At 37.7% G+C, this 21,314-nt stretch carries 19 protein-coding genes and 2 pseudogenes; 7 read left to right on the top strand and 14 right to left on the bottom strand.

What is annotated here, in order from left to right; all coding sequences use genetic code 11:
* Positions 1-91 precede the first annotated feature (91 nt).
* From O4O04_RS03075 to O4O04_RS03065, 3 genes are read right to left on the bottom strand one after another with little or no spacing between them, the layout of a single operon-like run.
* Positions 92-1,090 carry an NAD-dependent epimerase/dehydratase family protein gene (locus O4O04_RS03075; protein WP_272534104.1) on the bottom strand — a complete coding sequence of 333 codons (999 nt, stop codon included), beginning with the start codon at positions 1,088-1,090 and terminating at the stop codon, positions 92-94.
* A gap of 7 nt (positions 1,091-1,097) precedes the next feature.
* Positions 1,098-1,802, bottom strand: a complete 705-nt coding sequence (locus tag O4O04_RS03070; RefSeq protein WP_272534103.1) for an SDR family oxidoreductase — start codon at positions 1,800-1,802, stop codon at positions 1,098-1,100.
* 4 nt (positions 1,803-1,806) lie between these two features.
* Positions 1,807-2,178: a hypothetical protein gene (locus O4O04_RS03065; protein ID WP_272534102.1), complete on the bottom strand. Its 372-nt coding sequence runs from the start codon at positions 2,176-2,178 to the stop codon at positions 1,807-1,809.
* Between the two features lie 89 nt (positions 2,179-2,267).
* On the opposite strand from O4O04_RS03065, the gene O4O04_RS03060 reads away from it, so the two are divergent.
* The gene (locus O4O04_RS03060; RefSeq protein ID WP_272534101.1) at positions 2,268-3,062 is read left to right on the top strand and encodes an ion transporter; all 795 of its coding nucleotides are present in this window, start codon (positions 2,268-2,270) and stop codon (positions 3,060-3,062) included.
* Positions 3,063-3,108: 46 nt separating this feature from the next.
* Positions 3,109-5,172: an ATP-dependent RNA helicase gene (locus O4O04_RS03055; protein ID WP_272534100.1), complete on the top strand. Its 2,064-nt coding sequence runs from the start codon at positions 3,109-3,111 to the stop codon at positions 5,170-5,172.
* Positions 5,173-5,254: 82 nt separating this feature from the next.
* Here O4O04_RS03055 and O4O04_RS03050 read toward each other — a convergent pair whose 3' ends face one another.
* Positions 5,255-6,124 (bottom strand): GGDEF domain-containing protein, encoded by an 870-nt coding sequence (locus tag O4O04_RS03050; protein ID WP_272534098.1) that lies wholly within the window; start codon positions 6,122-6,124, stop codon positions 5,255-5,257.
* A gap of 139 nt (positions 6,125-6,263) precedes the next feature.
* Positions 6,264-7,547: a formylglycine-generating enzyme family protein gene (locus O4O04_RS03045; protein ID WP_272534097.1), complete on the bottom strand. Its 1,284-nt coding sequence runs from the start codon at positions 7,545-7,547 to the stop codon at positions 6,264-6,266.
* Positions 7,548-7,627: 80 nt separating this feature from the next.
* Here O4O04_RS03045 and O4O04_RS03040 point away from each other — a divergent pair, with 80 nt between their 5' ends.
* Positions 7,628-8,230 carry a hypothetical protein gene (locus O4O04_RS03040; RefSeq protein ID WP_272534096.1) on the top strand — a complete coding sequence of 201 codons (603 nt, stop codon included), beginning with the start codon at positions 7,628-7,630 and terminating at the stop codon, positions 8,228-8,230.
* Positions 8,231-8,237: 7 nt separating this feature from the next.
* On the opposite strand, the gene O4O04_RS03035 is transcribed toward O4O04_RS03040, so the two are convergent.
* A complete protein-coding gene (locus O4O04_RS03035) occupies positions 8,238-8,930 on the bottom strand; it encodes a hypothetical protein (RefSeq protein ID WP_272534094.1) in 693 nt (230 codons plus the stop codon).
* Between the two features lie 100 nt (positions 8,931-9,030).
* On the opposite strand from O4O04_RS03035, the gene O4O04_RS03030 reads away from it, so the two are divergent.
* Positions 9,031-10,323: a homoserine dehydrogenase gene (locus O4O04_RS03030; RefSeq protein ID WP_272534092.1), complete on the top strand. Its 1,293-nt coding sequence runs from the start codon at positions 9,031-9,033 to the stop codon at positions 10,321-10,323.
* A gap of 97 nt (positions 10,324-10,420) precedes the next feature.
* A complete protein-coding gene (locus O4O04_RS03025) occupies positions 10,421-10,792 on the top strand; it encodes an STAS domain-containing protein (protein ID WP_272534091.1) in 372 nt (123 codons plus the stop codon).
* Here O4O04_RS03025 and hflX read toward each other — a convergent pair.
* Positions 10,724-12,472, bottom strand: a complete 1,749-nt coding sequence (hflX, locus tag O4O04_RS03020; protein ID WP_272536007.1) for a GTPase HflX — start codon at positions 12,470-12,472, stop codon at positions 10,724-10,726. The genes O4O04_RS03025 and hflX overlap by 69 nt on opposite strands.
* 94 nt (positions 12,473-12,566) lie before the next feature.
* Between hflX and O4O04_RS03015 the strand changes: the two genes are divergently transcribed.
* Positions 12,567-14,459, top strand: a complete 1,893-nt coding sequence (locus O4O04_RS03015) for a HEAT repeat domain-containing protein (RefSeq protein ID WP_272534090.1) — start codon at positions 12,567-12,569, stop codon at positions 14,457-14,459.
* 2 nt (positions 14,460-14,461) lie between these two features.
* Here the strand turns inward: O4O04_RS03015 and O4O04_RS03010 are convergent, their stop codons facing one another.
* Complete coding sequence (locus O4O04_RS03010; protein WP_442915946.1) at positions 14,462-15,520, bottom strand: serine/threonine protein kinase; 1,059 nt, start codon at positions 15,518-15,520, stop codon at positions 14,462-14,464.
* A 23-nt stretch (positions 15,521-15,543) separates the two neighbouring features.
* Complete coding sequence (locus O4O04_RS03005) at positions 15,544-15,858, bottom strand: hypothetical protein (protein ID WP_272534088.1); 315 nt, start codon at positions 15,856-15,858, stop codon at positions 15,544-15,546.
* Positions 15,859-15,900: 42 nt separating this feature from the next.
* Here O4O04_RS03005 and O4O04_RS03000 point away from each other — a divergent pair, with 42 nt between their 5' ends.
* Positions 15,901-16,758 carry a sulfite exporter TauE/SafE family protein gene (locus O4O04_RS03000; protein WP_272534087.1) on the top strand — a complete coding sequence of 286 codons (858 nt, stop codon included), beginning with the start codon at positions 15,901-15,903 and terminating at the stop codon, positions 16,756-16,758.
* 85 nt (positions 16,759-16,843) lie between these two features.
* Here the strand turns inward: O4O04_RS03000 and O4O04_RS02995 are convergent.
* From O4O04_RS02995 to trpE, 5 genes and pseudogenes are all read right to left on the bottom strand, one after another.
* Positions 16,844-17,068, bottom strand: a pseudogene (locus O4O04_RS02995) (response regulator); the annotation flags it as partial.
* 156 nt (positions 17,069-17,224) lie between these two features.
* Positions 17,225-17,359: pseudogene (locus O4O04_RS02990) on the bottom strand (response regulator); the annotation flags it as partial.
* Between the two features lie 8 nt (positions 17,360-17,367).
* The gene (locus tag O4O04_RS02985) at positions 17,368-19,251 is read right to left on the bottom strand and encodes an ABC transporter ATP-binding protein (RefSeq protein ID WP_272534086.1); all 1,884 of its coding nucleotides are present in this window, start codon (positions 19,249-19,251) and stop codon (positions 17,368-17,370) included.
* Positions 19,248-19,823 (bottom strand): anthranilate synthase component II, encoded by a 576-nt coding sequence (locus tag O4O04_RS02980; RefSeq protein WP_272534084.1) that lies wholly within the window; start codon positions 19,821-19,823, stop codon positions 19,248-19,250. Before O4O04_RS02980 ends, O4O04_RS02985 begins: the two co-directional genes overlap by 4 nt.
* On the bottom strand, positions 19,820-21,286 hold the full coding sequence (gene trpE, locus O4O04_RS02975) for an anthranilate synthase component I (protein WP_272536005.1): 1,467 nt from the start codon (positions 21,284-21,286) through the stop codon (positions 19,820-19,822). Before trpE ends, O4O04_RS02980 begins: the two co-directional genes overlap by 4 nt.
* Positions 21,287-21,314 lie beyond the last annotated feature (28 nt).

The raw sequence follows: 21,314 nt of genomic DNA, 5'->3' as shown, positions 1-21,314 counted from the left end.
GGAAAACGGGGTTTTTGAAAAGGAAATATTGCACGGTAGACTTGGTCATCCAACATCAAAATACAGAAAATATGGATTTTGCTTTAATATTTTAACGAATCAATCCTTGATCATTAAGCCAATCTCTGGTTCGAATCATTCCTTCTTCGAAATCAATTTTTGGAACAAATCCAAGTCGAACTTTTGCTTTCTCGGTCGATACAGGATGCGGGCGCATAACAAAATCCAATCCTTCTGCTGTTACAGGAGCTTCTCCACCAAACATTTTATATACGAAAGAAACTGATTGAACCAAGGCCTTTGCAATTGGATACGGAAGCGATTTGGGCTTCGGTCTGCCAGAAATTTGGGCCAAGCGATTGAAGTATGTTGCCCAAGATACTGTAGAACCATCAGTTATGTTGAACTTTTCACCGTAGGCGCGATTCTCTATAGCAAGAAATATTCCATCGGCGAGATTGTCTACATAGGTTACGTTCATTGTTCCCTTGCCTCCGTCGGGTAAGGCAAAAAGTCCCTTATCCATAACGTTGAGAGGTCGACGCACCCAAGGCTCAGATCCTGGTCCATAGACATCGCCAGGTCGAATAATAATTACACCGAATTTTGGAGGTTCATTGAGTGGCATGATTGCATGCTCGCCTTCGATCTTGGTCTGACAGTACGGATTGTTCTCTCCCTTTAAGGCTCCATCTTCATCAATATTTTCTGGATAATCAAATCCATATACCATAACACTGGAAAGTTGAACAAAAACTTTTGCTTTAGCGCGCTTGGCTTCATCAGCAAGTTGGTAAGCTGCTTCCACATTTGCCTTGCGAAATTCTGGCATGGAACCGCTTTCTTTCATGATGGCAGCCGTATGAATCACAATATCAATATGATTCAAAGAACCAGCGCGCGTATTGTGATCAAGTATACTACCGTTAACAACCTCGATACCAAAATGATAACGAATTGCTTCTGCTCGCATAGGATTGATTTCTAAGCCACGGACTTTGCAACCTAAGGCAATGGCTTTCTTAACAAGAGCTTGTCCTATAAATCCACCTGCACCAGTAATTAGAACATTTTTGCCTTTTAGTTTCAATATAAAACTACCACTCTATGGGTTTTCTATCGCGATAGAATCCACCACTCACTCCACCCGTCGGTTGAGTTGCAAGCCAAACGATTGTATCCGCACCTTCTTCAGGATTGCGAGTAGCATTCTCTCCACCCATCCGTGTTTTTACCCAACCTGGACAGACAGCATTCACTAAAATATCAAGATCTCTAACTTCATCTGCAAGTATTCTAGTGAGTGCATTCACTGCAGTTTTGGATACACGGTAGCCGACATATCCTGAATTCATTCCGTTCAATTGCCCCATACCGGAAGAAACATTCACAACTCTTCCTCGACCCGTCGTAATCATAAGGTTCAAAATTGCCTGCGACAGATGAAAGGTACCATAGAAATTGGTATCTAAGGTTTTTTTGATAATCTTCTGATTCATATTTAGAACAGAATCATTGGGACTATCTAGAAATATTCCAGCATTGTTTACTAAGACATCAACCTTATCATATTTCTTGGAAACCCATTTTGTAAAATCGCGAATACTAGATGGATCTGTAATATCGAGTTCACGAAATTTAACTTGATATCCTTCTTTCTTTAGGATGGAAGCTGCTTCTTTGCCTTTCTTTTTCTTACGGCTAGTTAGAATAACATAATATCCTAATTTACCTAATTGCCGGCAAACTTCAAATCCAATTCCTCGATTTCCACCCGTTACTATTGCGATTTTTTCTTCCATAAGATTAAATTTCGAATTCTTTAGCTGTGATGATTCCCTTTGGATCAAAAATTAATTTTAAAAATTTCACACCTTCGATATCACTTGGTTTGTCTTTTAAAGTCTGATAAGAATCTTCTTGGTAGTCAGTAGAAATAAACCACCATGTCATTTCTGTTCCGTTCTGAGTGGATATTTTTTCGGTTGGTTTGCCGAGAACAGCAGTTGCTTTTGTTACCGAATCTCCTATACGAATCATGTCGATTTCCAACTTTCTAAGGTCGGTATTTGGATTGGTCGCTGGACGGAATATATAATTCGGTTTGGACTTTCTAGAACAGTCAAGCGTTAGAAAGACAGTTGTAATGAGAATGAGAACTAAAGAAATTTTTTTCATAGTTAGCATTCTGATCATCAAGAAAAATTAAGGCAACTCATATTTTTCTTGCTATTTTGATATAGCGACTTTCCTTTTATTACAAAACTATGTTATCAAGAGAAACAATCGGAACCTGGATCGAGTCCAACAAAGTCACTGGCTTCATAATTGGCGTAATCCTATTGAATGCAATAACCTTGGGAATGGAAACCATTCCCTATTTTACGGAAAACTTCTCTCATATTTTGGAGGTTGTTGATCGAATCATTCTTGGGATTTTTATCATTGAAATACTTCTAAAATTCTATGCATTCCACTTTCGTTTCTTTCAAACAGGTTGGAATATTTTTGATTTTCTAATTGTTGGAATTGCTCTCCTACCGAATGCAGGAACACTTTCGATACTCCGTGTTCTGCGAGTATTTAGAGTTTTTCGTTTGGTATCTACTATGCCATCTCTTAGAAAAATTGTATCCGCTCTGATTCTATCTCTTCCTGGAATTGCATCTATTGCATTACTCGCTGGAATTATTTTCTATATCGGTGCTGTGATGACGACTAAACTATTTGGAGGTGATTTCCCTGATTGGTTCGGAAGTATTCCAGCATCAATGTATACGCTTTTTCAAGTGATGACGCTAGAGAGTTGGTCGATGGGAATTGTAAGACCCGTAATGGAGAAATTTCCCCATGCTTATATATTCTTCATTCCTTATATTGTAATATCAACATTTACAACATTGAATCTATTTATTGCTGTAATTGTAAACAGCATAGCAACTCTCGATCAAGAACAGAAAGAGGAAGATGGGATTCGAGTTGTAAGCTTGGAAATGCTTTATGAAGAAATCAAAACCATTCAATCAAGCCTAATTCAGTTAGAAAAAGCTCAGAAAAAATAAATCTAATATCCTGCCGAGGAATAGTTCTTGGCAGGAATCGTGAATCATGCTTCCTTCCTATCCAGTAAAAGATATCCTTCCTCAGATCGATTCGTTCCTATCTTCACATTCTACAATTCTAATTAAGGCACCACCTGGTTCTGGTAAAACAACTTTAGTTCCATTGCATCTTTTGCAGCATCTACAGAATAACGAAACTATCTTGATGCTAGAACCAAGGCGCATTGCAACCGTACAATCTGCACAGAGAATGGCTGAGATCATCAATCAAGCTGTGGGTGACACGGTCGGATATCAAGTTCGTTATCAGAGAAAAATTAGCAAGCAAACTCGCATTGAAGTCGTTACAGAAGGGATTTTCCTAAAGAGATACCAAACTGATCCAGAACTTCAGAATGTTAAGTATTTAATCTTGGATGAATTCCATGAACGAAGTAAGGATGCAGACTTATCACTTGCCCTTGCTCTAGAAACTGTAAAATTATTTCGACCCGAACTCAAAATCATTATAATGTCAGCGACCCTGGATACAAATGAGATTTCCAAATTTTTACTGAACTGTCCCGTTGTCGAAACTACGGGAAATTTATTTCCTGTTCAGATAGAATATAAGGAATCAAGCATTGAATCTGCTATCATAAAATCTATAAACAAACATTCAATAGGTGATATTTTGGTTTTCCTTCCAGGAACTCGCGAAATTCGTAACTTACAGAACAAATTGTCCATTTACACAGAATTCGAATGTTTTGGTTTGTATGGAGCCTTAGAACTCAGCGAACAGAGGAAGGTCATACTTGGTTCAAGTTCAGGTAAACGCCGAGTGATACTCAGCACGAATATTGCTGAGACTTCGCTGACCATTGAAGGTGTACGCATAGTTATTGACTCTGGACTCGTGAAGAAATATCGATTTGATCTAAGAACTGGACTTGCGAAATGGGAAGTCAACCGAATCGCTCTAGATTCTGCTGAACAACGAGCTGGTCGTGCAGGACGCTTGGGGCCGGGCTTTTGCTATCGAATCTGGTCTGAAAAAGAATTGATGAATCAGCGAACGATTCCAGAAATTCTGAACACAGATATTTCTGCATTGATTCTGTCTACGCAAGCGATGGGTTTTCAAATTGAAGAATTGTCTTGGATAGACCCACCGACCTCTGCATCCATCTCAGTTGGACGAAGCTTACTGGAATGGTTGAATATTTTAGATTCCAATGGATCAATCTCAAGTCTGGGAACATTTGCAAGCATGTTTCCGCTTCCACCTCGCCTAAGTATTCTATGCTTGCGTTCACTACATTTTGATGCAAAGGCAAAAGACTTTGCAATTTCACTTGCTTTAGAACTATCCGAAGAAGATTTGTTTGGTGATAAGAGAGATCGATTCTTTCGGGAAATTCATAGTATTTTGACGGAAATAGAAAAATCTCAAAATTTTCAAAATCTATTTCCTAAATATGATTTCAAAGTTACTCGTGGAATTCTATTGAGTTATGCCTTTCCAGATAGAATCGCTAAATTGCGTGATGGGCAAGACGATCGTTATATCACTGTTATGGGAAAAGGATCGCAATTAAGCAAAGATTCAATTCTAAAAGGTGAGAAATGGTTGGTAGCCTGGCGAACAGAAGGAGATTCTGGCGAAGCCATCATCTATGAAGCAGAGTCCATTCCCATCAACCAGTTAGAAAAACTTTTTTACAATGACAAGAGAATGATGGATTTCTTGTCACCTACAGTTAAACCAGTTGCAAGAAAAATAAAGTCACAAGATACAAAAGAATCCAGCAATAAAAATATAGAAAATCCGCTATTTAAAAATCTTCCAAAAGTCTGGACAAGTCCAAAAGGGCGAAATGTAAAAGTGGAATTTGAAAACGGACGAATTGTACTCTCTGTAAAGATTCAAGATTTATTTGGAGGTAAAGAATCTCCAAAATTTGGAAATGGAAACCTTCCGATCACTTGGAAATTGCTTTCCCCTGCCAATCGACCTGTTCAGATAACCAGTGACTTAGATGGATTCTGGAAAGGAAGTTACAAAGAAATCAGAAAAGAACTGAAAAGTAGATATCCAAAACATGAATGGCCAGAGAATCCATATTAGAATAGAATTTGAAACAAAACGAATTGAAGTAGATGAGAAAAAATGAATCGGAAATCAAATCGACTGACTCAGTATTTCAATCTTATGAATTTGAATTACCGATCAGATCAGAATTTCGAATCTGATCACTCATAATCGATATACGATTCTTGCCGGAATATTTAGAAAAGTACATTGCTTTATCAGCAAGATAGATCAACTCTTCTCTATCCGTTGTGTCTATTGGATAAGCTGAAACCCCACCTGAAAATGACAATTTATGTGACGCGATTGTTTCTTTGTGAAAAGCAATTCGAATCTTCTCGCCCACTCGCCAGGCACCTTTCGCTGGCGTATCCGGAAGCAAAAGTGTAAATTCCTCGCCTCCTGTGCGACAGATTGTATCTTCTTTTCTTGTATTCTCTCGAATTATTGCCGCAAGTTTTCTGAGCACTTCGTCACCCATTGCATGACCATAACTGTCGTTAACCTTTTTAAAATCATCAATATCAATTAATAAAACTGAAAGGTTTCTATTGTATCTGCGTGTTTGATTGAGTTCTCGAGTCAGAGCATCTTCAAAATATCGCTTGTTGTACAAACCTGTCAGATAATCAACAACGACTTGCATTTCTTGCTCGAGATATAATTTAATCTCAATCATTTTGGGATTATTAAGGCGAATTTCGTTATTGAGAAGTATATCAAGCAGAGTGACACGAAAGTCAACTGGTCTATTTAGGCAGTGGGACATCTTGATTCGAAGCTGAAAAGTTTCATTCAGAAGTTTCAAAGAATCTTCGTATTCTAATGATATATTGGTAAGCAGATAGACCAATTGAGAAAGATCAGATTTCGATTCAGGACTATCATATACGGAAAGATCTGGAATAGACATGGGATCTTCCAATAGTATTCTATTGATATCTTCTAAAATCGCTTGGGCTCGCTGCAATGCTCGTTCTCTTTCCATATAATAGTCAAACTACAGTTCTTCTTGCTGATTTCATCATTCCAAACATTTCCTTGCAATAATAAAATTGGGATAATTAACTAGGAAACAATTTTTTTACTAGAATTTGAGATGTTAATACAAAGTTATTAACGAATCATTATGGTCTATAATCAGTGACTAGTCTCATTCCAGCTTTTCGATCTTCTGCAAGATTGGGATGACCACCGTATGATCTATGATAAGAACGTGATATCAAACGATCCTCAAGATAAGAACCACCACGAATAACTTTAAACATTTTACCATAACCTTTTAGATTGTAAGGTTGCTTCGGATAAGAATCCAGCCAGCTACTAGTCCATTCGGCAACATTACCGCACATTCCAATAGCACCGAAGGGACTTGCGCTAGTAGATGGTAAATCATAAACATTTATAGTTTGATTCTTGCCTGATTCCAAACTATTGCAAAGATTTCGATCGAATTGATCACCAAAAGGATAAGTCTTAGCCTGGATATAATACGCGAGTGTCTCATCCCGATTTTGATAGATTTCGATTCCTGATCCCCTGGCGGCTTTCTCCCATTCAAACTCTGTTGGTAGTCTTTTGCCTGCCCATTTAGCATAGGCTTCTACTTCTCGATAAGTGAGAAAATTTACAGGATGGTCCCTTTCAGATTCAGGATATTTTCCATCTCGCCAATGTTGTGGAGGACTAGTATTTGTTTGCTTAAGGAAAATAGAATATTCTTCATTGGTCACTTCATACTTATCAATATAAAATGGTTGAATCTCTTTTAAGTTGCCTAGATTGGGATCAAAAAAATGTGGATTAAAACTTGCTTCGGATGCATCAGTTCCCTGCCCATAGAGGAAAACTCCTCGATCTACAAGAACCATTTGCTTTCCATCTTTTGGATGAAGAATAAAACTCTGAGGTGGAGTTGGCTTTTTACTAAAAAAATTATGAGGTTCTAAGAATGACACCACATCTTTGTATTGAGCAATAAAACATCCAGCCGTAATCAGAGACAGAGACACTTGATCGCGAACAGTGATGTCTCCCCAGATTACGGCATCGTAAGATTTTTTCGCAATTTTATTTTGCTTCTTTTCCCAAATTACTTCTCTAGGTGTAAAGTCTGCTAGTTCTCTTTTTGTATCTTTCTGATAAATGATCCATGTCTTGGAAAGAATTTCTTTCTTCATGGTATCCTGATCTGGAAAATTTTGAGGCAATTCTTGATTGCGAGATATTTGTATTTTTAATTGGCTTCTTCTTTCATATATTCCACGAATCTCACCTTTCCAAACCAATGTTTTTCGAACGGCAAGATCAACTTCTGAAGTTGCATTTTCTTGACTGGATATATTTCCCAGTTCTGGAAAAAAAACCAAAAGGTAAATAAAAACAATGAATCTGGCACAGAACTTGAACATAGCTTCTAATATAATATCGTCCGAATTGAGAATTTGTTGATTGAAATCAATCCCGACTCATCGAATCTAGAGGGGAATCTATGATTGACTTTTCATATAAGAAAGAGAACGACTGCATCTCCATATCAATTCGTACCGATACAACGGAAATTGGAACACTTTTTCGAATCACAGCCTGTTTATATGCCCTAAAGATGGACATAATATCCGGTGAGATTCTTACAATCACAGAAAATGGCAAAGAATATACGCTTGATACATTTCTGATTCGTTCGGAAGACGAAAATGCAGATTCGGCATTTCAGCTTGGTGTTCTTATGGATACAGTTTTCTCTAAACATGAAGATATGGAATCTTTGCTTTCGAGTTACGAAATAACGGAACCACCTCTAGATATTTTTTTCAAAGAAAATCCCGAATTTATATTCACGGATGATCCTGAATCAGATTCAACTTGTTTCTATTTAGAATCCGGAACTGGGCGTGGACTTTTATATCATATTACAAAAGTATTGATGAATAATGAAGTGAATGTTCTTGCAGGTAATATCGAAACCGATTCAACAGAAGGACGGGCTCGCGATACTTTCTACTTAAAAGACAAAGAGGGCAAACCATTTGGTTCATCCCCCCTTGTCGATAAACTTAGAAAGGAAATTCTGAAACCCAAAGAGAGTTCGTGAATTTCAATTAATCTTTACAGAGTACAGAAAGTTTTTCTGTATCAGAAACATTTTGACCTTTTCCAGATTTAAAATCAAATTTCAAAACGGTGCCATTGGTCGGACTCCATACAACTGCATTCGTTAGCGCTGAAGGAATGTTAGCTTTCTTAATTGCCTTCAAATCAATGCTAGATGGTAGAGATTTGCCCAAGGAATTGCAGTGCGCAACAGCCTCAGCATAAGTCTTGGAAGATTCCAATTTGTCTAATGCAAATCCTTTCAAACCCTCACTTGACATTTCGACTTTAGGAGCTTCAGCTGTTTTAGGTGCTTCTTCGGTTGGCTTTACTTCTTCCTTAACAACGAGTTTCTCAGGTTGCTTGCTTGAATCAGAAGGAGAGTTTGATGACTCGGAACTGGATTTGGTGATCTGAGTGTAAGCAAAAATTGCAATTAAGATCAATCCTGCTATTATAAGAAATTTAAAAACTGGATTGCCAGATTTCGCTTCGGTTTCATCAGAACTTGGAGATGGATTGTAACCTGGACTTGGGGGTTCTTCATACCCTGTCTCAAAATCTCTCTCAATGACCTCTTCTCTTGGCGCTGCCTTCTTATTTGCGGTCGGTTTTTTAGTTATGGATTTATTGGAAGTGACTTTCTTCTTAGGAGCCACCTTTTTCTTAGCTTTAGGGGTTACTTTTTTCTTTGTAGCCATGTTTTTCCTCTCTATAATTAGTATCTTACGTTTTACGGAAAACCTATAAAAATATTAATGAAACAATGGTTTCTTTGAAAATACTTGTCAAATAATTCTTATGAAAAAATGCAATATTGGTCTTATTGGTGCAGGAAATGTTGGAAAAGGTCTGATTGAAATGATCGCGGATCAGAAAATCAATATCCAGAAGAAATTGGGGATTGATTTGGAGATTGTAGAGATAGCAACTCGCACACCGAGCAAACTAAAAAATTTTACAACCTCGAAACTGTCTGATCAATATGTCAATGTTACAACAAATCCTGACATAGATATTGTAGTTGAGTTAATTGGTGGAACCGACACTGCATTAGAAGTTGTACTTTCTGCTATTGAAAACGGCAAAACGGTTATTACAGCCAACAAGGCATTAATTTCTGAAAAAGGATCAATAATTTTTCCCCAAGCTTTAAATAAAAAAGTAGAGATTGGATATGAAGCAGCTGTTGCTGGAGCAATTCCAATTATCCGTACAATTCGTAACGGACTGAGCTCCAACTCTTTTGAATTCGTCGCAGGAATTCTGAATGGAACAACCAATTTTATTTTAACCAAGATGGAGATGGAGAATCTAGGATACCTCGAAGCATTAAAACTAGCTCAAGACAAAGGCTATGCTGAAGCGGATCCGACCTTCGATGTTGAAGGTATCGACGTTGCTCATAAAATTTCGATTCTTTCGAATCTTGCATTTGGTAAACATATTTCTGTTGAACAAGTTGAGACTTTTGGTATAACTAAAATCTCTGCACTTGATATTCAAAATGCACTAAAACTTGGATTTAGAATTAAACTACTAGGCATTGGGACAGCATCAAGCGATGGCAAAATTCTTTGTAGCGTACAACCTGTCCTCATTCCATTGACTCATCCACTCGCAAATGTGATGAACGAAAATAACGCCGTTTATTACAAAACACTTCATTCTGGTCCAGGAATGCTCACAGGAAAAGGAGCAGGCTCTCATCCAACTGCAAGCGCAGTATTATCTGATATTATTTACTATTTTCTTCGACGAGAATCCGAATCTACGATCAATCCAGAAAATAATATATTTCCCGAAGCTGAGTATGGATTGGCTGAAGCAAGCCTTGCACGTTATTATTTACGATTTACAACAGTGGATAAACCGGGCGTACTAGCTGAGATTTCTAGAGTATTGGGAAATAATTTAATTTCTATTTCATCCATGCAACAAGATGAATCCATCGAAAATGAACTTACCAATGTTGTAATTCTTACTCACGAGGCAAATGTTGGTAAATTGAAAAAGTCCATTCAAGAAATTGATAAATTAACAGACTTCATTAAGGAGCAAACTGTTGCTTTTCCACTTATGGAAAATATCTAACTCTATCAAAAACTCCTTGCTAAGTTTATGATTTTTCCCAATATGAACTCAGCTTTTGGATTCAGATGCCGAGGGTTATAGTAGGAGTCAATATTTAATGTCTAGACTAGAGTTCAATTCCTTCGCTCTGGAGTTGAATACAATCGAAGTTCAATCGCAGCAGGTAATGGTCGTTTCCTTTGAGGGACAGATTTCCAATAATAATGCGTTTGAGATCTCCCGTAAGATCAATGCGATCTTCGAGACGGAGAATTACAATCTAATACTCAATCTTACAAAATTAGAATATATCAACAGTGTCGGAGTGGCAATGTTGCTTACCATTATCAAAACTGTAGATCAACACAATGGAAAAGTCGTGATTGGTGGTTTGAATCATTTCCTTGAAAACGTGATCAAACTAATGGAACTTCCGAAGAAGGTTCTCATCTTCCATTCCATCGACGAAGCCAGAGTCGCTTGGGAGTAATTGAAGTTCCGGTATTTCTTGTTTCTTTTTTCTTAATTCATTTCGAGCTTCAATTGCATCACTATTCCAGAGATGCTTTTCCATTGAATCCAACAAAGCTTCGAGTCCAGATCCCGATGAAGCAGATATAAATAAGCCGTCCAGGCTAGGAATTTCTTTATCTTGAGAAATCAGACTATCCACTTTATTAAAAACTACCAACTGAGGAACTTTATTCAGATCGAGACTAGATAAGATATTATCAACAGCTTCCATTTGCTGAATGAATTCCGGATTCGAAACATCTACAACATGCAAAAGTAAATCTGCATCACCTAACTCTTCTAATGTTGCTTTGAAAGCATTCGAAAGTTCAGGTGGAAGGTCATGTATAAATCCTACCGTATCTGAGAGAATGATTTCTCTTTCTTCAGGGAATCGAACTCTTCTCGTCGTAGGATCAAGCGTTGCAAAAAGTTTATCTTCTGCAATAACTTCCGAGTGAGTTAGCGCATTGAGAAGTGTAGATTTGCCTGCGTTAGTGTATCCAACAATTCCCACAACAGGGATCTCATTTCTTGTTCGTCTCTTACGATTGAGTTCTCTTCTTTTGCGAAGCGACTTCAATTCTTGCTCAAGACGATTGATTCGCTCACCAACACGTCGATTGCCGATTTCCAACTTGGTCTCTCCAGGTCCTCGTCCACCTATTCCACCTGTTAGTCGAGACATATTGTCATCCAATTCCGACAATCTTCCTTTGAGGTATTTAAGTTGTGCCAGTTCGACTTGCAATTTTCCGTCTCGACTTTTTGCGTTCTTTGCAAAAATATCAAGAATCAATTGTGTGCGATCGATGATCTTGAGATCAGCAGTATCAGAAATTTTCTTTGCTTGTGCCGGGGCAAGCTCAAGATCAAAAACCAGAAGTTCCACGTCCTTTTGCACAGCCTTGAGCATGATCTCTTGTAATTTCCCTTTTCCAACAACAGTTGATGAGTCTGGAGCCTTTTTCTGGTAGTATTGATCGACAACATGTATTCCCGCAGTTCTGCATAGCTCTTTCAATTCAGCTAACGATGATTCGGGTGATCTTTTCTGTGTACGAGGTTCGTAAGTTCCCACAAGAAAAGCACGATTGGTTTTCTGAGATTCTTTGAGCTCTGACTTATGCGAAGAAAATTCCGCTTCCAATTCAAGAACTTCTGTCAAGAATCCCTCTTGGATCTGACCCGGATAAACTCTTGGAAGAATTACCCAAGGATTCTCGCTATTTGGATCTGGATTGATATGAGAAGAATAGTAGTATTTCGGAAGTCCCTGTTCATCAACAACAGCTGCAGTGATATAATCGAGACGAAGCAAAACCAAATCAGTAAGATCCTCTTGATTCAGAGGATCATCTTTTATATGAGTATGAAAAAGTCTAAGTCCTCTCAATCTAGATTGAGAAGTACGAATTCGATCTAGAAATGGAATCTGTATCGATGAATCCGTTCCCACAATTAGGTGATGGATATAACCAGAACGATCAATCGTTGCTCCGACTTGCCTGGAAAGTTCTCGTGAAATCTCACAGAAATTTCTTGCAATATCGTGAGTAATAAAGCTATCATTTCGGACACGCTTTTCCGAAAGAGATTTCAATTTCTTGAGTTGATTGGGCTTAAGTCCGTTCAAATTCCCGCTTAATTTACTGATACAATGGTCTCCTTTTCCTAATTAGATTGGAAGTTCTGCATAATTTTTTGTCAAGCAAATTAATCAGGGGTCTTTTTGAACCGATAATTTAGACATGAGGAATCCAGGAAATTTTTTTCTTAATAATCTTATCATACTTTTTTGTGCCCTGGTTCTAACAGTCAGTTGTGTTACAAAGCAACAAGTCAAACTATCAGATGTAAATTCTAAATTTGCAAATTTAGAGAACTCAAACCTTGATCCTCTACGAGGAATCAGATCAGAAAAAATCATAACCAATAAACCTGAATATGACGGTCTTATTGAACAAGCGAATAAATCAATAATCACGCTCAAATTAGGCGAGAATGTTGCAGAATCTGCAATCAATAAATTACAAAACTCTCAAGATCTTAAACAAGAAATGGCAGCTGCAATTTACCTTGAAGAAGAACTTCCTGCAATCATAGCTGGAATTCCCATTTTAGAAAACAAAACAAAAGATCTTAAATCAAGGATGAATACGGACTTTTCTGGAGCAAGCAGGTCGAGTCTTCCTGCAGTGAGTGCCGAGCTCAATCGAATAGAAAAAGAGTTAGAAATATATTCCGACAAAGCTCCGAAAATTTTCGCCGAAATCACAAGATTGCGGACTGATGGAAATAATTATGCATCCAAAACTACAGTGGAAGAATCCAAAGAAGAAGCTACGAAAGATAGCACTGAAGCTGAAGGATTGATTGAAGAAGAACCTCCCGAAGAAAAAACCGAACGAATTGTACAAAACAATTCGGAATCGGAATCCAATCAAAACAAAATTGCCGGACCAGAAATTCGTAAACTGCCAGGCACTTATGGTCCAACTGGTAAAGTTACAAATCCAGAAGAAGAGATTAGCGAACAAGAAAGACTCGAACGAAAATACAACCAGCAATTAAAAGATGGACTTATTCAAGTATTTCGGGGTGAAGCAAATCGTAATGTTAAGTCTTTAGCAAAATTAACACTCTACCATCCTATTCCTCGTGTCCGCGCAGCGGCAGCTCTTGCTTTGGGAAGAATCAAACAAGGTAGATGGAGTCTACAGAATGCCATAGATAAAGATGGCTATGTAGTTCGGACTGCCGCCTTTAAAGCATTAGCTGAAATTGGTCATAAAAGCTCACTGAGTTATTTTATTGCTGGAAGTAAGTCAAACGATCCAGAAATCCAAGCTCCTTCTTTTCATGGACTTGGTAAGACCAAAGACCCAGTTGGACGAGAGCTTATTTTGAGTCGAGGTTTAACGTCTGACAAAATCATCGTTATAGCTGAATCTTTGCGTGGACTTGGATACTTCCGAGTTCCAGCTGATTTAGAATTGATAAGAAAGTATTTGGCTGTTGACGATAAAGAATTGAAAACAGCTTCTATTGAATCATTAGTAATTCACAATACTCCAGACTCGTTAAAGGTATTAGAAGAATCTCTCAACGATTACCCTCAATTGACATTAGAAATTCTTGAGGCTATTGGGCAGAGTTCAGAGTTGGCGGCGACTTTTTTTCTTGTGAGAGCATCTCAGCTCTACGAAGACGAGAAAATTCTTGAGCGAGTTGGACAATTACTACTTAAGCGAAAAGCATTTGGACTCTATGGATTGGTGATGGTTCAGGAAGATTTTCTGAGAACCCAACCAAATGAACGTGCAACTGTTAAAAACATGGTACGGTTAACCGATGTCGGAATCGTTCACAAGGCTACTCCTAAGCGATATGTTGTTCGAGTAGGTGAATCATTATTGGAAGATGTATATCGCGATGTTACTTTTGAGAATCGAATCGCTGGAACCAAAGCAAGATATTCTCGGGGTTGGATTTTTGGCAAAAAGATGCAATTGATTTCTATCTCAAAACCTGGTTCCAACAAACCAGCGAAGTTAGAAAACTTGGAAACGGGTAAGCACCAAAATCTTTTCGATCCTGGAACTAACAAAACGTCCACGAATCCAAAACCAGAATCTGAATAGTTTTATTCTTCCCAATCCCAGAACAAGTCTTTGTTCGTGAGTGAAGCATTGGAGTCTCCTTCGTCAATGCCCACTTCCTGATTCTCGAAGTAGTTTTCTTTCGGGAAATCACTGGATAGAATTTCAAGATCACGCACTTCTTTCTCCCAGAACTCCTCTGTTCCAAAATTAGGAAAAGCATTGGGAAAAGAAGGATCATCCCATCGCTTCGCAATCCATGCTGAATAATATATAAATCGAATTCCACGCAATGGTTCTATCAAGTCAAAAGCAGATACATTAAATTCACGAAACTCTCTATATCCAGAAAGAAATAGATCACGGTCATTCTCAGCTTTTGAATCACCAAAAGGAAGCAACATCCAAAGATCTTGAACGGTTGGCCCAGTCATAAAATCATCAAAGTCAAGAAAAGAAAATCCATGTTCATTGATCAATAGATTGCCTTTATGGCAATCACCATGAATTCTTTGAAATTTTATATTTTTACTTTTTTCAATAAATTGTTGAAATATTTTTTTAGAAGCTAATTCGTATCGCTTAGCCATACTCGCTGCCATCCAGTCCGAATTGAGTATCAATTGTAGAGATGGCATCCCGTATGCTTCAACATCAAGTTGGGTTCGAGAATTGCTTGGTTTAGAACTTCCGATATTGTGTAACCTTCCTAACCATCGACCCAAAACAGGAAGATCCGTTTCTTTTATCTCCTCAACGATTCTTCCATTGTGAAGTGGCCAGATAGAAAAATGAATGTCACCTAGAGTTGTACGAACTGTATCTCCATCTGGAAATTGCAGAGGTGCAATTACCGGAATCTCATTCTCGATTAACTCAAATAAGAATTGATGTTCTTCACGAATCTGATCTAAATTCCAACGACCAGGTCTATAAAATTTTGCGACAACTGCGCTTCCATCTTCGATTCCAATTCTGTAAACTCTGTTTTCTAAACTATTTAGAGCTAAGCAATGACCACTTGTCTTGTATCCTGCATCTTCCAAAGATGTAAAAATTTGATCAGGAGTAAGTTGATAGAATGAAGAATTCGGAACCATAATATATTGTCCCAGATTAAGACCTCTTAGTTTTTAGGCAAGGGTTCCAATTCTTCAAATTCTTGTTTTTTCAATTTATCTTTGGCCGGTGTAATTGATTCTGAATTCTTTTTGCCTTTGATAAGATTCTCTATTAAGTCTGATGCTTTCTCTAGATCCTCGCGCATGAATTTAATTAAGGCAGGCTCAACTTTTTCCGGTTCCTCAACATAACTTTCTCCAGGAATAATTTTCTCAACGCGATCTTTTGGATGAGGCTGTTGCGGTACTACTTGTACCGTACTACATTGTACAGCAAAAAAAAGTATGAATAATAAATTGGGAAGAAAAAGGTTTCGCATCTTAAACTTTTATGAAATATTGACTATTAGACTTATAAACCAATGGGAATCTTACTCTTTTTTTTAATTTCATTTTTATCCTTTTTTCAATCAACACTTTCTGGCGGCGGAGCAAGTTTATTGCTTATGCCGTTATTGTCTATGCTACTCGGTGGAATCTATGTGGCACCTGTAATGACAATCGGAACATCTATAACAGGTGTTTCACGAATCTGGATGTTTCGCAATTCAATTGATTGGGATTTAGTTAAATGGTATGCGATACCTTCATCAATCGCCGCATTTGCTGGAGCATATATTCTTGTGAATTCCAACTCGGATTGGATTCAATTGATCATTGGAATTTTTTTGATATTATCAATTTTTCAATTTATTAATAAGGCTAGATCACCTCAGAAATCAGAAGAAACAAATATTACCAATTCTCTAGAAAACATAGCAAGCGATTCAATTGATATCAATCATGATCTTGATTCAGAAGAAATTCCCAAAACGATTGGGATGATTCCTTTCCTTTTTATAGGAATTTTTGTTGCATTTCTTTCAGGTTTGATTGGAGGAGTAGGTCCGCTAATGAATATCATCTACCTAAAATACGGACTCAGTAAAGAAAAGCTATTAGGGACTAGAACAGCAAATGAAATGCTAATTCATATTGTCAAAATTATCACATACTTTACATTAGGTAACTTTCCTTTTATTGTAATATTTTGCGGAACAATAATCGGAGTATCTGGAATCATTGGTTCTTTTTTTGGTAAAATGCTATTGAGCAGAATTAGCAATGTCTGGTTTCTAAGAATCGTCCTGTTTACAATGGTTGTTTCGGGAGCTATTATGATTTGGCAGAGTTGGGATTTCGCGGCAGAAGTTATTCTTGAATTGAAGTCAAAAATCTAGAATTCAATAAATAATTTATGAGTAAATATATACCCGAACACGAACCAATCCAAATTCTCCAATTAGACAGATTTCTATCTAACGATTAAACTGGAATCAGGACAACCTCGCCTTTTTTTAGAGGAACTTTTGGAATCATGAATTTGATACCAGCAAACCAAGGAAGAATCAATTTAGAAATCATCATTACACCAGGAACATCAAATCCTGTCGTTGCGATAATTTTTACACCTTGGTAGCCATCGCGGTGAACCCGACGAATAAACCACAATCCAGACGTTTGTGTTTCCATCGTGATATCAGTAATTATAATTTCATAATCGGATACTGATCGAGAATCGGACTTATCTATTGAGTCAGATTCATTTTTAGTCTTTGAATTTATAGAGTCTGAATTTTTGGTGTTTGAGTTTATAGATTTTTGGTTTATCGAGTTTGAATTCATAGTTTCCGAATTCATTGATTTTTTACTTTCGGAATATTTCTTCCAGCCTTCAGCTGCATCTACTGCTCGATCGCATTCATAGCCTAATCCAGAATAATAGGTCTGTAAATTTCTTGCATAAGTATCGTTATCATCTACTATTAAAATTTTTTTCATATCCTGATCTATGTTCCTGCGAATTGATTGTCATTTAATTTCTTATAAATTCCATTCATGGCGATCAAAGATTCGTGATTACCCATTTCTTGAATCTCACCATCTTGCAATACGACTATATTCTTAACCTTTCGAATCGTAGATAAACGATGAGCGATGATAAAAGTGGTTCTGTTTTTTAACAATCGATCTAGAGCTTCAGATACAAGTTTCTCACTCTCAGCGTCTAAGGCAGAAGTCGCTTCATCCAAAATAAGAATCTCTGGATCTCTCAAAAGAGCTCGCGCAATAACTAGCCTTTGCCTCTGTCCGCCTGATAGATTCAGTCCTCTAACGCCTAACATAGTTTCATAACCATGATCCATTTTCTTTATAAAATCATGAGCATGAGCAAGTCTTGCGGCACGAATTACATCCTTCTTAGTAACATTATCTGCACCGTAAGCAATATTATCTAAGACAGAACCCGAAAATAAAAATATATCTTGTGTAACAATTCCAATCTTCGAGCGCAAATTTTTCAAAGTAAGATCGCGAATGTCAACATTATCAAAAAGAATTCGACCTCGAGTTGGATCATAAAATCTAGGAAGTAGATCCATGAGAGTTGACTTTCCGGATCCACTTGTTCCTACAAATGCGTAAGTCTCTCCAATTTTAATTTGAAGACTAAGATTTTTTAATACAGAAGTGGAAGTTCCAGGATAAGTGAAGAAAATGTTTTCAAATTTAATGCTCTGAGATAATTCAGGTAGTTCGAGCTCACCACTTTTCTCTTCCGAGCCAGTTTCCATATCAATGATTTCAAATATTCGCTTGCCTGCAGTATTGGCTTGAGTGATTTTTCCAACCATCTGAGATAGTTGAGTGAGAGGTCGAAGCAAAAACAATAGCGTCAAAAGAAATGCCATAAACTCACCTTGCGTGAATTTACCAGAATAGATAAAACTAGCACCTAACGCAAAGAATCCGAGAACTACCATAGAAGAAGTTAGCTCAACAAGACTCGGAGCCATTTGAAGATAGTATTGTCCTTTAAAAATTCTACGGTAAACCTTTTGGTTAATTTCTTGGAATTTACTCTGTTCATATTTCTCCGAAACAAAAGTACGAATCACTCGTATTCCAGAGATTACTTCTTGGACATGACCATTTAGATCTGCCATTCTCTCTTGGGATTTCTCAGTGGATTTAGAAATCTTTTTGGTGAACAAGGTAACGGGAAAAATCACAACAGGTACCAATAGACAGGCATACACCAATAATTCCGTATTCAGATATACTAGAATCATAAGATGTGTAACAACGTAGAAAAAGTTTATAGTAGCATCCCGAAAATTACTAGAGATTACTGCCGCAACGATTTCCGCATCATTGATCACGCGACTCATGATAAGACCAGTTTTTTCTTTATAGAAATAGGTTAAAGGAAGCCTTTGTACTTTATCAAATAATTCTTGACGAATGTCTCTTACTGCACGATATCCAGCCGTCGCGAGACAATAGACAGACAAGAGATAGAATCCCATCTTCAATAAATACAAGGGAAGAACGAAAATGCAAGCAGCCCAGACTACTTCTTTTGGTTCCATATCTATAGTATGTCTATTAATTTCTTGCTTAACAACGATTAGAACTTTTTTGAGTCTCTCTAAGCCATCTAAACTTTTCTCTCCGAAAGTTGATTCTTTGAATAGAATCACTTTCTCCGGAAGTGTAAGTTCAAATTGAAATCGAGCTTTTTTGTCAGCACCGAGAGAATCAAACAAAGGGATCAGAGCTGTGAGAGAGATCCCATTTAGTAGAGCTGTGATGAGAGCGAAAAATACACCGAGTACGAAGCGATTCTTATAATACAGAGAATAGCCAAGTAATCGATTGAAATAATTCATTTCTTACATACTTTGAGGAAATTCTGCACCATTTCCAATCCTGATTCAGTCATCACAGATTCAGGATGGAATTGAACACCAAACATATTTCTGTGAACTTTATGCCTTACACCCATGATTACGCCATCTTGTGTCTGTGCTGTAATCTCCAATTCTTTTGGGAAATATTCTGGGCTGATAACTAGGGAATGATAGCGAGTTGCTTTCAAAGGACTCGGTAATCCTTCAAATATTCCTTCACTATTATGCTCTATTACAGAAACTTTACCGTGCATAATGGTCGGAGCCGAGACAATTGAACCTCCCAGAGCATAACCCATAGCCTGATGTCCAAGACAGACTCCAAATATTGGATAGAGTCCTGCAAATTTCTTAATGATATCAACAGATATTCCAGCATCTTCCGGTCTTCCAGGTCCAGGTGAAATGATGATTCCACTAGGTGATAATTTATTGATCTCATCCAGGGTGATTTTGTCATTTCGAATCACCTCAACTTCTTTGATATGCACTCCTACATATTGATATAAATTGTATGTAAAAGAATCATAATTATCAATTATAAGGATCATCTCAGTTCTCCTCGAAGACCAGCTCTTGCATATTCAAGTGCTTTGAGCATTCCCGCCATTTTGTTCTTGGTTTCTTGGAGTTCAGTTTCTGGATCCGAATCATAAACGATTCCACCACCTGCTTGCAAGTAGGCACCTTTGTCATCAATGATTATAGTTCGGATAATAATCGCCATATCCATCTCACCTGCAAAAGATATATATCCAAGACCACCACCATATATTCCACGATGGTTATTCTCAAGTTCATCAATGAGTTCCATCGCTCGAATTTTTGGAGCTCCAGAGAGGGTTCCTGCTGGAAGAGTTGCACGGATTACATCGTAAACAGTTTTATCTGCGCGAATTTTGCCAATGCATTGGCTTACTATATGCATCACATGAGAATACATTTCGATGATCTTGAATTCTTGCACCTTAACCGTTCCAGGCTGAGATATGCGACCCAAATCATTACGTCCGAGATCAACTAACATGATATGTTCGGCAATTTCTTTTTTGTCTGCTAGTAGATCAGCAGCTAAATGTTCATCTTCTTGCCTGTCCTTGCCTCTTGGTCTGGTTCCAGCAATGGGTCGCAGAGTTGTAACAGAATGACTATGCTTGACTAAGATCTCGGGAGAGCTTCCGACCAGTTGCAAGCTTCCCGTTTTTACAAAATACATATAAGGACTTGGATTCACTGCTCGAAGTGCTCGATAAATTTGGAAGCTAGGGACATCGGGTTGGAATCGGATTTTTCTGGAAGGAACAATTTGGAAAATGTCCCCATCGTAGATATGCTTCTTAGCCTTAGCAATTGCTTCGATATAATCGTCATCCCCCATCACATTAACAAACTCCAATGGATTTCCATCAGGATTGGAAATGACTATAGAATCATGAGGTTTGGGATTCTCAAAAACTTCTGATTCGATTCTGCGAATAGATTCGATTGTTGCCTGGTATGACTCATCGAGTGTACTATGTTTGCGGATATCAGCATTCGCCAGAATCTTCACTGTATGGTTGATATGATCAACAATTAGAATATTATGATAAATGGCAAAATATGCATCTGGATGATTCTCTAGATCTGGTTTGATATCTTGAATTTTTTCGTAGTAGCGAATTGCATCATAGCCAAGGAAACCGATTGCACCACCTTGGAATGAAGGAAGTCTTGGATCGACTACTTGAACCAGGCTTCCGATTGTATCTTCTAAAACTTTAAGAGGATCGGAAGATGTTATTTCTTTTGTCGACGTTCTACCATCCTCTGCTCGCTCGGTTAATTGGAAAACTCCCTTCTTGCCTTTGAGGACAATGAAAGGATCTCTTGCAAGAAACGAATTTCTGCCGAGAGTTTCCCCTGCAATTACAGATTCCAAGAGAACAGAATCTTCAGCATGATCCATTCCCCAGTCCATAAAAAGTGAGACTGGAGTTTCTTTATCACATAATAGTTGTTTGTAGACAGGGATGAGGTTTCCTAATTTGGATCTATCCCTG

Origin of the sequence: Leptospira sp. GIMC2001, from assembly GCF_028462125.1 — a bacterium.
Lineage (GTDB): Bacteria > Spirochaetota > Leptospiria > Leptospirales > Leptospiraceae.
This window is presented reverse-complemented; position numbering and strand designations above follow the sequence as displayed.